Source organism: Cyclobacterium sp. SOCE241 (assembly GCF_056867545.1).
This window is the reverse complement of record NZ_CP149779.1, coordinates 2893527-2906640: the sequence shown is the minus strand read 5'-3', so window position 1 is coordinate 2906640 and position 13114 is coordinate 2893527. Positions and strand designations below refer to the sequence as shown.

18 protein-coding genes are annotated in these 13114 nt (G+C 35.3%); 14 read left to right on the top strand and 4 right to left on the bottom strand.

The genetic code is table 11. From position 1 onward, the window contains the following. Positions 1-476: 476 nt before the first annotated feature. The 12 genes from WG932_RS14500 (at position 477) to WG932_RS14445 (ending at position 8121) form a co-directional block, all read left to right on the top strand. Entirely contained in the window at positions 477-1274 is a 798-nt protein-coding gene (locus WG932_RS14500; protein ID WP_483088434.1) for a polysaccharide lyase family 20 protein, read from the top strand. Beyond that, positions 1271-2389, top strand: a complete 1119-nt coding sequence (locus WG932_RS14495) for an Ig-like domain-containing protein (protein ID WP_483088433.1) — start codon at positions 1271-1273, stop codon at positions 2387-2389. Before WG932_RS14500 ends, WG932_RS14495 begins: the two co-directional genes overlap by 4 nt. Then, positions 2364-2573 (top strand): hypothetical protein, encoded by a 210-nt coding sequence (locus tag WG932_RS14490; protein ID WP_483088432.1) that lies wholly within the window; start codon positions 2364-2366, stop codon positions 2571-2573. Before WG932_RS14495 ends, WG932_RS14490 begins: the two co-directional genes overlap by 26 nt. Before the next feature lie 234 nt (positions 2574-2807). Then, the gene (locus WG932_RS14485; RefSeq protein WP_483088431.1) at positions 2808-3083 is read left to right on the top strand and encodes a fibronectin type III domain-containing protein; all 276 of its coding nucleotides are present in this window, start codon (positions 2808-2810) and stop codon (positions 3081-3083) included. Beyond that, on the top strand, positions 3058-3348 hold the full coding sequence (locus WG932_RS14480) for an Ig-like domain-containing protein (protein WP_483088430.1): 291 nt from the start codon (positions 3058-3060) through the stop codon (positions 3346-3348). The genes WG932_RS14485 and WG932_RS14480 overlap by 26 nt, the downstream gene beginning before the upstream one ends. Further along, a complete protein-coding gene (locus WG932_RS14475) occupies positions 3345-3473 on the top strand; it encodes a hypothetical protein (RefSeq protein WP_483088429.1) in 129 nt (42 codons plus the stop codon). The genes WG932_RS14480 and WG932_RS14475 overlap by 4 nt, the downstream gene beginning before the upstream one ends. Positions 3474-3475: 2 nt before the next feature. Next, positions 3476-3619 (top strand): hypothetical protein, encoded by a 144-nt coding sequence (locus WG932_RS14470; protein WP_483088428.1) that lies wholly within the window; start codon positions 3476-3478, stop codon positions 3617-3619. A gap of 97 nt (positions 3620-3716) precedes the next feature. Next, positions 3717-3992, top strand: a complete 276-nt coding sequence (locus tag WG932_RS14465; RefSeq protein WP_483088427.1) for a hypothetical protein — start codon at positions 3717-3719, stop codon at positions 3990-3992. A gap of 153 nt (positions 3993-4145) precedes the next feature. Then, a complete protein-coding gene (locus WG932_RS14460) occupies positions 4146-4373 on the top strand; it encodes a hypothetical protein (protein WP_483088426.1) in 228 nt (75 codons plus the stop codon). Between the two features lie 474 nt (positions 4374-4847). Then, entirely contained in the window at positions 4848-6185 is a 1338-nt protein-coding gene (locus WG932_RS14455; protein ID WP_483088425.1) for a T9SS type A sorting domain-containing protein, read from the top strand. Positions 6186-7420: 1235 nt separating this feature from the next. Continuing rightward, entirely contained in the window at positions 7421-7603 is a 183-nt protein-coding gene (locus tag WG932_RS14450; RefSeq protein WP_483088424.1) for a hypothetical protein, read from the top strand. Between the two features lie 17 nt (positions 7604-7620). Continuing rightward, on the top strand, positions 7621-8121 hold the full coding sequence (locus tag WG932_RS14445; RefSeq protein WP_483088423.1) for a hypothetical protein: 501 nt from the start codon (positions 7621-7623) through the stop codon (positions 8119-8121). A gap of 545 nt (positions 8122-8666) precedes the next feature. On the opposite strand, the gene WG932_RS14440 is transcribed toward WG932_RS14445, so the two are convergent. The 4 genes from WG932_RS14440 to WG932_RS14425 form a co-directional block, all read right to left on the bottom strand. Further along, positions 8667-9068: a polysaccharide pyruvyl transferase family protein gene (locus WG932_RS14440; protein WP_483088422.1), complete on the bottom strand. Its 402-nt coding sequence runs from the start codon at positions 9066-9068 to the stop codon at positions 8667-8669. An 11-nt stretch (positions 9069-9079) separates the two neighbouring features. Beyond that, positions 9080-9832, bottom strand: a complete 753-nt coding sequence (locus WG932_RS14435; protein ID WP_483088421.1) for a polysaccharide pyruvyl transferase family protein — start codon at positions 9830-9832, stop codon at positions 9080-9082. A gap of 128 nt (positions 9833-9960) precedes the next feature. Continuing rightward, positions 9961-10494: a glycosyltransferase gene (locus WG932_RS14430; RefSeq protein ID WP_483088649.1), complete on the bottom strand. Its 534-nt coding sequence runs from the start codon at positions 10492-10494 to the stop codon at positions 9961-9963. A gap of 38 nt (positions 10495-10532) precedes the next feature. Next, positions 10533-11069, bottom strand: coding sequence for a hypothetical protein (locus tag WG932_RS14425; protein WP_483088420.1), 537 nt, complete (start codon positions 11067-11069; stop codon positions 10533-10535). A gap of 545 nt (positions 11070-11614) precedes the next feature. Between WG932_RS14425 and WG932_RS14420 the strand changes: the two genes are divergently transcribed. Together WG932_RS14420 and WG932_RS14415 are read left to right on the top strand one after the other, a co-directional pair. Beyond that, positions 11615-12283 carry a polysaccharide lyase family 20 protein gene (locus WG932_RS14420; protein WP_483088419.1) on the top strand — a complete coding sequence of 223 codons (669 nt, stop codon included), beginning with the start codon at positions 11615-11617 and terminating at the stop codon, positions 12281-12283. A 35-nt stretch (positions 12284-12318) separates the two neighbouring features. Further along, positions 12319-12819 (top strand): glycosyltransferase family 2 protein, encoded by a 501-nt coding sequence (locus WG932_RS14415; RefSeq protein ID WP_483088418.1) that lies wholly within the window; start codon positions 12319-12321, stop codon positions 12817-12819. The last annotated feature ends 295 nt before the right edge of the window (positions 12820-13114 follow it).

Here is a 13114-nt window from a genome sequence, read left to right as displayed (position 1 = left end):
ATTTGCTCGATTTTTTTAATTAGTATTATTAGTTATATATATGTTAAATATAATGTATTTATTAATTTAATTACAGAGATTTTATAGCAAAATGAATTTGTTGAAAATCAAGAAAAATGAATTTAGTATAATATTTACTTTGCTAAAATTGTATTTTAAATTAACCAAAATGCCTTGTACATTAAAAATTTTTTATTCTAATTTTTAAGGATAATATTTGTTCAAAATCAATGATAAAATTACTGTTCGAAACAAAAAGTAATGAGTTGTTGATTTCTGAATATTTAAGATTTAGTTACCCAAATTTCTCTAAATATTTGACAAGGACGATTTAATTAATCTGACTTGTTATTAATTATTTAGGTCAACATCTAGGGTGTTGGTCAATGGAATTTCTATGTCTTTAGTTTTTAGGGGTCAGCCATTCTCAATCTTCTGTTTCGGAATACTTTTCAATTATTTAAAGTGTTGTGGATATGGAAAATGTCATAATTAAAACTGCTAAAGCCTATGGCTTATTTTTATTGTTAGTAGGTCTTCCCTACTTTTTAAACGTCAATGTGGCAATTGCATTTCAGGAAGGTTTCAGTTCGAAAAACCTTACCGTGGAAGAAACTTTTGAAAATGGGGATGCTTGGACAGGTGATTCTTATGCCTACCAACAATTTGCTGAAGATCACTCTTTCAAGGTTGTTAAAGACCCGGTGTTTGATGGTGATTATATAGGTAAATTTGAATTACAGTATGGAGACCCCATGGTTACTAAAAATGGAGGGCCCAGATCCGAAGTTCTATTTGGAGAGGCAGAAAGCAGCGAAATGTGGTATTCATTTGCTGTATATTTTCCTTCCTATGGCTGGAAAACAGATAATGATGATGAAATTATTTCACAATGGCATGCAAGTAATGGTACCCCTCCTTTATCATTGAGGGTTAAAAATGGTAAATTAAGATTGAGGGTGGGGAGAACAGAAGGAACTTCTGTGAAATTCACTTATTTGGAATTCGGAGATGTTCCAAAAGATGAATGGAATGAATTTGTTTTCCATGTGGTTCATTCCAAGGATTCAGATGGCTTAGTAGAGGTATGGAAAAACGGTGAAAAATTTGCTACCCATAAAGGTCCCAACCTATACAGTGATGGTAAACATACCCGATGGAAAATAGGGATTTATAAATCTACCTGGGGGAAAAAGTCTACAGATATCAATTTAAGGGTTACTTATTTTGATAATGTGCGAATAGGGGAGAAAATGCCTCTCTTAATGACATGATTACTTCTACGAAAAGCACTTACACACCAATTCCGGTTACCGGCATTTCTTCTACACCCAATGAGATTACCCTACAGAAAGATGATAAAATAAAGATTAGCGCAAATATATCCCCTGCAGATGCAGATAATAAAAATGTAAGCTGGTCATCCTCCAATACCAGTGTAGCAACAGTCAATAGTGCAGGTGAAGTTACTGCAGTAAAGGCTGGTGATGCAGTTATCACAGTTAAAACAGAGGATGGTAATTTTTCCTCAAAAACCTCCGTTACAGTTTCTGACGACGCTCAACAACTAAGTATTGGAAGTTTTGCCCTGGTAGATGCAAGTACAAACAACAATATTCAAACTTTGTCTGACGGGGATCAATTGGATTATGATAAATTTAAAGATATGAGCCTGAATTTTCGGGCGATTACAAGTCCTACGGTGTTAGGCAGTGTGTCCATATCATTGTCAGGACCTGTTAGCTCTGCTAGGACTGATAATGGTTCTTCCTATGATTTATTAAATAAAGAAGGACTTCAACTTAGCCCAGGAAAATATTTACTTCAAGCCACTCCTTATTCAGAAAGGGATAAAGGTGGTGTTGAAGGTAAGGAATTAGCTATTGAATTTGAGCTTGTAGAGGAAGTTAAATTGGCCATTCCTGCAAGTCCGACACCTATAAGCCCGGATAATGGGTCCAATGGTGTTGTATCGAAAGTAAGCCTTCAATGGAGTGCTCCTGAAAATACTGAAGAATTTGAGATACAGGTTTCGGAGGATAAGGATTTTAGTGAAAAGCATGTTGTTTTAGAAGGAGTATCTTCCGACCATACTGAGGTGGATGAACTCAGCGCGGGGAAAACATATTTTTGGAGAGTAAAGGCAATGAACAATAGCGGGGCTAGTGATTTTTCTGAACCTTGGTCTTTCTTAACCAATAAAGAAGTGGTGGCAGTTACAGCTTTGGATTTAGATTATTCAACGCTTCAACTGGAACAAGATAGCACCTCAATTCTAAAGGCTACAGTTTTCCCTACTAATGCAGATAATAAAAAATTATTCTGGGCGACCTCTGATGCAAGTATTGCAAATGTAGATGAGAATGGAAAAGTTATACGCAGTTGGTGAGGGAACAGCCAGCATCATTGCAAAATCTGAAAATGGCGGTTTTACAGCCGAAACAAAAGTGACTGTCAGTGCAAAGGCAGAATTATCAGTTCAGAGCTTTGTGATGGTGGATGCAAGTACTAATAAAGAGTTGGGGAAATCTCAGATGGAGATCAACTGGAACTCAGTGAGATTGAAGGTTTAAGTGTGAATTTTCAGAGCCCTTACTTCACCGGAAACAATAGGCAGTGTATCCTTTTCTTTGGAAGGTCCAGGTTAGTTCTTCTCGTACAGACAATGAAGTTTTGCTTATGAGTTGTTAAGTAATAAAGGCTTAGGTTATTGGAAGGTGATTACAAACTATCGGCGACACCTTGCAGTAAGAAAAGGGAGGAGATAAAGGATCAATACGATTGTTCTCTATTGTAGCACAAAACCAGTGATTCTAGGAGCACCTCAAATGATAAGTCCTTCCAATGAAAGTGTAGAAATTCCTACAGAAGTTGTATTAACTTGGGGAAAAGTTGACCTGGCTAAAACATATGAGTTACAGGTGGCAACTGATAGTGCATTTACTGATTCAACAATTATTAAACAAGGTATTGAAGGAACCGGCTGGTCAATTAGTGGCCTTGAAGAAGGTACAGCGTATTTTTGGAGAGTAAGATCCACAGGAGAAGCAGGGCAAAGTGCTTGGTCTAGTATGTTCTTTTGAAACTTTGTTACCCGTTCCGGAAGTTATTTCGGTAACTGGTTTAGAAATAAATTCTTCAACGCTTCAATTGGAAATAGATAGTACATCAATTCTGAAGGCATCAATTTCTCCTTTCAATGCAGACAATAAAAAAGTATTTTGGGCGACCTCTGATGCAAGTATTGCAAATGTAGATGAAATGGAAAAGTTACCGCAGTTGGTGAGGGAACAGCCAGCATCATTGCAAAAACTGAAGATGGTGGTTTTACAGCCGAAACAAAAGTGACTGTCAGTGCAAAAGAAGTAGAATTATCAGTTCAGAGCTTTGTGATGGTGGATGCAAGTACTAATAAAGAGTTAGGGAAATCTCAGATGGAGATCAACTGGAACTTATTGAGATTGAAGGTTTAAGTGTGAATTTCAGAGCCCTTACTTCACCGGAAACAATAGGTAGTGTGTCCTTTTCTTTGGAAGGTCCGGTTAGTTCTTCTCGTACCGACAATGGTTTTGCTTATGAGTTGTTAAGTAACAAAGGGCTTTCGTTATTTGGAAGGTGATTACAAGTTATCGGCGACACCTTATACAGTAAGAGAAAAGGGAGGAGATAAAGGATCAACCACTTGATAAGTTTTCTCTATTGTAGCACCAAAACCAGTGATTCTAGGAGCACCTCAAATGATAAGTCCTTCCAATGAAAGTGTAGAAATTCCTACAGAAGTTGTATTAACTTGGGGAAAAGTTGACCTGGCTAAAACATATGAGTTACAGGTGGCAACTGATAGTACATTTACTAAATCAGTAATATCAGAACAAGGTATAGAAGGAACTGAATGGGCGAAATCCGGTCTTGAAGAAGGTACAGCGTATTTTTGGAGTAAGATCACAGGAGAAGCAGGGCAAAGTACTTGGTCTGAAGTATTTTTCTTTTGAAACTTTGTTACCCGTTCCGGAGATTATTTCGGTAACTGGTTTAGAAATAAATTCTTCAACGCTTCAATTGGAAATAGATAGTACATCAATTCTGAAGGCATCTATTTCTCCTTTCCAATGCGAAGACAATAAAAGTATTTTGGGCGACCTCTGATGCAAGTATTGCAAATGGTAGATGAGAATGGAAAAGTTACCGCAGTTGGTGAGGGAACAGCCAGCATCATTGCAAAAACTGAAGATGGTGGTTTTACAGCCGAAACAAAAGTGACTGTCAGTGCAAAAGAAGTAGAATTATCAGTTCAGAGCTTTGTGATGGTGGATGCAAGTACAAATAAAGAGTTAGGGGAAAATCTCAGATGGAGATCAACTGGAACTCAGTGAGATTGAAGGTTTAAGTGTGAATTTCAGAGCCTTACTTCACCAGAAACACTGTTCAGGCAGTGTGTCTTTTCTTTGGAAGGTCGGTTAGTTCTTCTCGTACCGACAATGGTTTTGCTTATGAGTTGTTAAGTAACAAAGGGCTTTCGTTATTGGAAAGGTGATTACAAGTTATCGGCGACACCTTATACAGTAAGAGAAAGAGAGGGAGGAGATAAGAGGATCAACCCATACGATAAGTTTCTCTATTGTAGCACCAAAACCAGTGATTCCAGAGCACCTCAAATGATAAGCCCTTCCAATGAAAGTGTAGAAATTTCCTACAGAAGTTGTGATAACTTGAGGAAAAGTTGACCTGGCTAAAACATATGGTGAATTGGCAACTGATAGTACATTTACTAAATCAGTAATATCAGAACAAGACATAGAAGGAACTGAATGGGCGAAATCCGGTCTTGAAGAAGGTACAGCGTATTTTTGGAAGTAAGATCCACAGGAGAAGCAGGGCAAAGTACTTGGTCTGAAGCATGGTCTTTTTATACTGAAAGCATTCCAGTGGATGAGCTAACTGAGGCTACGATGAAAATTGCTATCACCTTAGAGGTTGGGAATAAATTATCACTTTCTACTTTAGTTTCTGAAGATGCTTCCATGGAACAATCCATAAATTGGAGCTCATCTAATGAAGAAATCGTTTCTGTAAATTCGGTAGGAAAAATCGTTGCCTTGAAACCTGGTGAAGCTTATGTTACAGCGAAGAATTTGGATACTGGAGTTAGTTCTTCCATTAAAATAGATGTAGCAGATGTAACCACTTCCTTAGAAATCAAAAACATCCAGATGATTGACCTTGGTACCGATAAGGCGATCCATACAATTACGGATGGTGAAGTGATTAATATCAACCAAGCTAGCAAATTGGATTTAAACTTTAGGGCCACAATTTCTTCAATGGAAGTGAAAAGTGTATTTTTCGTTTTGTCAGGACCTATTTATTCATCTCGTACAGATAATGGTGCTGAGTTTGAGTTACTGTATAAAGAAGGGTTAAATTTACCTGCGGGTAATTATTCTTTAACAGCCATTCCGTATAGCGAAAAGAATAATGGCGGACAAAAGGGAGAAGTCTTAAATGTTCAGTTTACTATTTCCGGTGAGAATTTACGATTAGCAAACACTAGTCCCAATTTAATAAGTCCAATCAATACGGATACGGTTTCACAAAATGCTATTCAATTTTTGTGGATTGATGAAACCAGTGCTGACCTTTATGAATTAGAAATTTCTAAGAATGCTGATTTCAGTGGTAGTGATTTGATTAAGTCTGAGGCTATCAAAACCAACCAATTCGAGTTGGTGGGATTGGAAAATGGAACGGAATATTTTTGGAGAGTTAGAGCCCAGAATGGGGGTGTATGGGGGGAGTATTCTTCAGTATGGACATTTCAAACAACTGGGGAATTAAATACTGATCTTAAAAATACACTAATGGAAGAAACTCAAGTAGTGGAACCTACTAAATTAAATGAAGTATCTGAAGTTTTAGCAAATTTTAGGAGTGGTGAAAAAGAGTTGACTGTTTCCATGTTTCCTAATCCCTCTCAGGATATAGTTAACTTAAAACTAGGGAATGTTTCTGATGATATGGTTCAGGTTTCTCTATCAGACTTAAACGGAAATACCCTCTTTTCAAATGTATTGGAAAATTATGATGGGATGACTACTTTGAATCTTTCAAGTATTAAGCCTGGGATATATTTGATTTCTGTTTTAGCTGATCGACAACGTAAGGTTATGAAATTAGTGAAAAACTGATTTTCAAATTAACATTCATATATTAGACCTGTTATCTGTTAGGTGAATCTATCATCTTCAGATAACAGGTTTGTTTTTTTAGGTGGATGTGGTTTTTTGCAAGTTTATTCATTTTGACTTTTATCCTTAATTTAGGAGAGCTAATATTGATGGATTTCAATGAAAATTAACCTCTTTAAATCTTAGATTAACATTTTAACTACTATCAATGATGATTGCTAAGAAGGTGAAGAGTTACTTGAATAAATCGTTTTCTGATTTTCGTTTTTTTCATTTGTATTTAGGGAATAAGATTTTCCTAGCCTTGATTCTCAGCTTCACTGTTGGGCTGATGGATGGCTTAGGTTTTCCGGCTATGTTTATCCCTTGTAGATGGTTGATGGATCCACGGATTTCCAACCCAATGAACAGAACATAGGTAACCTTAAATACCTGCTGGAGACCTTGAATGCTGTTGGTTTGCCGCTAACACTGACGACTGTATTATTGATGATCCTATTTTTCTTTGGGATGAAAGGCTTACTTGTTTTGCGGAATCTTACTTCGGAGTCATATTGATGACCACCTTTATCAAAAAGATTCGTTTTGCAGGTGTGGAGAGCATTTCAGCGTCAATTACAAATACTTTGTTAAGGTTGATTCAGGCAAAATCCAGAATACACTTAGCGGAGAAGTGACCGGGTCAATGGGGCTTTTTAGAATTATATGGCCGGTGTGCAATCTTAATGGCTATCGTTGTTTACATTACTCCTGCTTTTCTCTCCAACCCACAATTTGCTCTTTGGTAGGGATTGGGGGAGGGATTTCCAATTTCTTTTATACCAAGCTGTATAGGAAAACCAAACAAACCTCACGCGTTTAGAAAAATAACCGCAGATGGCCATATTTTCATGGCTTGCAATGCAGCAGATCAATAACTTCAAATACCTTCGAGCGACTGGTCAGGCGAGTAAGTTTGGTGAAAACTCAAAAACCATCGTTAGCTCAAGGCAACCGTGCGATCGGTTTTTTTAACTCCCTCCTGATAGCGACCAAGGAGCCGATGTCGATATTTGTGGTGGTAGGGATCATATTTATTCAGATTTTCTATTTCAGCACCAATATAGGTCCGATAATTCTCAGCCTTCTTTTCTTTTACCGAGCCTTGAACGCTATCATTGTTTACCAGAATTACTGGAATACCTTCTTAAATGTTTCAGGTTCATTAGGAGAATTTTCAGGGATTTCTTCATGACATGAACAGCAACAGGGTGGACTACAATAGTGGAGAGGTGATAGAAACGATAGAAAGTATAGAACTCATAGATGCGAAATTTTCCTATGGACAGCAACCCCTACTGAAAAACATCAATCTGGAAATAACAAAGAACAAAATCGACTGCTCTAGTGGCCAAGTGGAAGTGGTAAAACCACCTTAATCAATATAATCACGGGCTTGCTTCCCATTGAGAAAGGATCATTTCGGATCAATGGGATAGAACAAAGTGAGCTCAATATGAATGAGTACCAATCCAAAATTGGTTACATTACCCAAGAGCCGGTCATCTTTAACGATACCTTGTTTAACAATGCGACCACTTGGGCAGAAAAGACACCTGAAAATCTCATAAAATTCAAGAACGCCTTAAAAAAAGCTTCACTATTGACATTTCTAGAAGGCTTTAGCAGAGAAGGAAGATGCTCCCCTGGGGAATGCCGGTATATTACAATATCCGGAGGACAAAGCAAGGATTGCGATTGCAAGGGAACTTACAAGGAGGTGGATCTACTGGTGTTGGATGAAGCGACATCTGCCCTAGACCTAGAGACGGAAAAAGAAATACAAGAATATTTTGATCAATTAAGAGGAGAATATACGATTATCGTTATTGCCCATAGGCTTTCAACCATAAAAATTCAGACATCATCTATTTGCTCAAAGATGGTCAAATCTTAAATCATGGCAATTTTGAATACCTTATGCATCAATCTGTCGATTTTAAAAAGATGGTAAATTCCAAAATTTTGACAGTTGATATTTAACAAGATCTTTAATTAGGATGCCTGGTTAATTTGAAATGTTGGGTAGCAATATTTAACAACTGCAAATGCATGAGTGAAAAGCCGTTTTCATCATTGAGCTTAATGAAGGCTAAAAGCATAAAAAGCTAACTCATTAACATCCAGAGTGCCTCTCCAGCGGCTGCTCCTAGCTAGCACAAGATTGGGCATGGTTGGGGTGTGGCATTGAATACTGTCATTTTGATTTCTGCATTTTAAAATGTTAATTCTCAGAATGACAATTTTTTCATGAATGTAAGTTGAACTCAGGTTATTACATAATCCCCGAGATTAAATAATTAAGCTTCTATTTTAATTCTTCTATGATGCACATGACTGATAAAGTATGGTCATAAATGGTTTAGGTGCCAGTAATTAAGAAACCACATTATAATCGTTTACATCAAACTATTGATTTAATTAAATAGCTATTGCTACTTTTTAAAGTTGAGTATTAGCTGTTTTGCCTAATTTGAGAGTCCATTGATCTATCAAATTTTCCTTTAAGAAAGACATTGAATGCTTTTGATTAACGGTTAAAGTTTTATTTACGGCTTCCCAGTCTATTTTTTTCTCTAGTTTTTCTTTTGTTAATTCTTCCTTTGATGTAATAATTCTGTCTGAAAGGTTAAATATATTAAGAATGGACTTAAACCTAACAGCCCCTCTGTTATAATTTAAAAGAACATAAAAGGGTTTATTGAATATAATAGAAAATACTGTTCCATGGAAAGAGTCAGTAATGACAAATTCCGCATCATGGAAACTACGGATCCAATCCTCTACTTTTGCGTTTGTACGCCATTCTAAAGGACAAGATTCATATCCATCAATGATATCCAATTGATAAGGTACTAAATTCTTTTTTCAGCTACTGCATCAATTAGTTCTTTCTTTTCTTTAGAAACGTCTAAAACGTACAAAAACAAACCGTTGTTTTTACGAGTAGAAGAATCTGGAAGTAATTTTAAATAGTCCTCAGTGCGTAATAACATGGTGGGATCCAAGACCATTGTGGCTTGGGCATCCAAATGGGATTTACAAAAATCAATTCCTACATCTTCTCTAACAGAAACGGCATCAAATTCTTTGATTAATTCTTTGCAATTACGGGTTTGTTCTTCGTTATATTTCCAAACATCAGCCCCAAATGAAGGGGCATAGGCTATTTTGATAACTTCTTTTCCTTTTAAGAAGGAGAAAAAAGCTGCTTCTATATGCTTATAATATTTGGCATTCCAAATTTGATCAGAGCCAACAACATAGGCTTCAAAATTATATTTTTCTGTTACTTTTTTCAAATCCTCAATAGAAGTGAAGGTTTTTGTAATCTTAGGTATATTCTGGTCTATAAAAGGTTTAGTATAATTCAAATAAGCTCGATCTCTTAATTTTTTTGCATTGATCATTGGAACATCACCTTTAAGGTAGGCAATTGTTTCTTTCGTAAGCCTCCATATTTTTCTTGGAAAAGAAACTTGGTTTAATTTGGTGTCAATTAGCCAAACATCATGGCCCATTTTTTCAAGAACTGTTTTGAGGGCATAGGCTTGAAGAATACCACCATAATTGGTGTGAAGAGATAAAGTCAATATTCCAATTTTCATATTTTTTTAATTAATTGGTAAATGTTTCCTAGCATTAATGGGTTCTCAGGATATTGAAATTTTTAACCCTTCCATATAAAGCTTTATTGAAGAAAATGTATTGGAGGCATAAGGTAACTTAAGTTTTATCATTCCTTTAAGAAATTAACTAGTTTCTTTCCTAATACCAAATGATCATGGTTGTTGTTTACGAATTGGATAGTATTGGAAGATATTTTTATATATTCATCTACTGTTAATTTATTAAAAGAACTTTTAAGATCAGTTGCATTTTGATAGGTAATTCCTAAATCAAAACGATCAATGATTCCATCAGGGTTGACTAAAGTTGGAGTCAAAATAGGTGTGCCTACAACCATTGCTTCAAGAAATGTATTGCTAAAACCTTCGTACCTAGATGTGCTTAATAGGAATTTCGCCTTGGATAAAAAATTAAATATCTCTTCACGAGGAACCTTGCCAACAAACTCAACATTTGATAATTCCTTTAGTTTCTCCAGATATTCTTTGGTTTCATCATCCATGTTTTTTAGTGGAATGCCTGCTATTTTTATCTTTTCATCCGGAAATGTGCTGGCGATTTCAAATAATTGTTTTAAGTTTTTTTGGTATCTGAAATTGGCAACCCAAGCAAGATATCCTTTCATTTCTTTCTTTACGATATTTTTACTTTTATCAATTTTAATAGGGTTATATATTTTTAGAATTTTTTTGTCCGGAAATTGTTTTTTAAAGTTTGATATTGGAATTCATTTTGAACGGAAATAAAGTCAGCCAATTTAAACGCTTTAGCTATAAAAATCTGATCAAATTTTGAATGTGTGATTTTAATTCTTTCATCTAACATATTGTCATTGGCCACCCTTAATATCATTTTTACGCCAAGTTTTCTACAAAAAAGTGCAATATAATAAGAAGCCCATCCAGGGATTGAAGCATATAAATAATCCGGCTTACTCCTTTTAATCGCTTTGTATATGTTTGGGAGTCGGTATAGTGGCCATCTAAGCCATCTAATACCTTTGGTTGGATGATAAACCGGAAAAAGTTTTATAAAACCATAATTGGAAAGCTTGACTCTTTTGTCATTTGCATATTTAAACTGGTCAATTTCATGTCCGTTTTCATGAAGAGAATTGATCCAAACCATTGTTTCCACCACTGCTCCTCCTATAGGATTTCCATTTTCAACAATTAGCTCAACATTTTGAAATTGGGTAAATAAAAATCTTGCCATATGGTTTGTGTTGTGTTTGGTGGTTAAAATGAAATTTAATCTTAGTGAATTTAGAATTCACCTAATAATAGTAATTTTTTGTTCTAAATGCATTAATTATGATGTTAAAAGCAATTTTAATGTTTTATACGTATTATTACAAATAAATTTATAGGTTTAATATTCAAATATTTTGCGAGTAATATGGTTTTATTGGTGAAATATTAAAAAGGTTATAATTCTAGCGTTCATGAATTAATAAATTTGAAATAGTTTTATTTCGAAAATTGGTGGCTAAATGAATGTCTAAACCATTAAGAAGTTGTGATCCGGTTCATTTCTTAATAGTAGAAGTGATGTTCTCACTTCAGAAATAATTTAATTAGACCTATTTAAAAAAAAATGACTAAATGATATCCTCCATAACATATATTTGTTTATTTCTTCTAAATTTCCATTTTACAATACTCCCTTTCAATTCATTTAGTTTTCATGCAAAGCTAACTGAGAAGGATTTATTAATAGGTCAAGATAGTTTAATTTTAACGGAGAATTTTGAGAATGATTTGAGTTGGAAGAAGAACTCCAATGGTTACCCGCAGTTCGCTGAAGACCATGCCTTCGAGGTAGTCGATTCTCCAGTGTTTTCAGGTAAAAGATCCGGAAAATTTGAATTGCGATACGGGGATAAAATGGCTACTAAAAATGGTGGACCTAGAGCTGAAGTTCTTTTTTCAAAGCAAGATCATTTTGAGAGGTGGTATTCTTTTGCAGTATTTTTCCCCTCCATTGGTTGGGAAAGAGATAGGGACGATGAATTGATTTCACAATGGCATAGTGGCAAAGGTACTCCGACCCTTGCATTGAGGGTAATAAGTGGTAGTTTAAAATTAAGAATTGGTTATGATTCTCAAATTCCATCTTCCCAATGGAGTTACTATGATTTTGGAAACATACCTAAAGACCAATGGAATGAATTCGTTTTTCATGTGGTCCACTCTTATGGTAAGGATGGATTGGTCGAAGTCTGGAGAAATGGTGAAAAATTGGTAACCCATAATGGTCCTAATATGTATCTGGTAGGGGATCTTCCGAGATGGAAAATAGGAATTTATAAATCTACATGGAGGAAAAGAAAAACTGATGTAGATCTTAGGGTTATTTATTTTGATAATATTAAATTGGCAGACCAAAACGCCGACCTTAACCTGATGATGTCCAGAGAGGTATTGTAATTATTCCTTTTGTTTTACATATAAATTGATGTGCCTTGTTTTCAATAGTTATTCCCTTATATAATAAAATTGGATTTATATCCAGAGCGTTAGATTCTGTTGTTAGCCAGACATACAAAGATTATGAAATAATAGTAGTAAATGATGGCTCTACTGATGGGAGTGAGAAGATTGTGGAAAATAATTTTGGCGAAAAAGTTAGAATTATTAATCAAAAGAATCAGGGGGTCTCTACTGCGAGAAATACAGGGATTGCGCATGCCAAATTTCCCTATATAGCTTTTCTGGATGCAGACGATATATGGCATCCTGACTATTTGAATTATGCGAATAAAGCCATAAAGGCACATAATTACCCAGGTATTTTAGGAGCAGATTTCATTAGATTTAAATCTTTTGAAGAACTTGAATTACCAAATTATCCGGATGTAGATGTTGTTCCTGTCAGGAACTATTCAATAAGTGAATTTTTCAATAAAACCATCAACCATACCCTTATTTTTACTTCTTGTATAGTAATGAAAAAGAGTTTTTGAAACAAATGCCGGTTTCGATGCTCCTTTAAAGTTTGGTGAAGATTTAGATGTATGGTTTAGAGCAATTTTGTTGTATGGTAAACTTGTTTACTTGCAGAAAAAGTTGGTTTATTATAGTAGGGAAGATTTATCTGCGGCTACTAAAAAGGATTATTTACTAGAGCAAACCTTAATCCCAAAGATCTTAAGCGATGATTTTTTTCCCTTGAGTAAAATCGAAAATCCAAAGGATGTTAAAGCTTTCAAAACCTACCGGTCTAAATGGATTTGCCTTGGGATGCCTCCAATATATCGT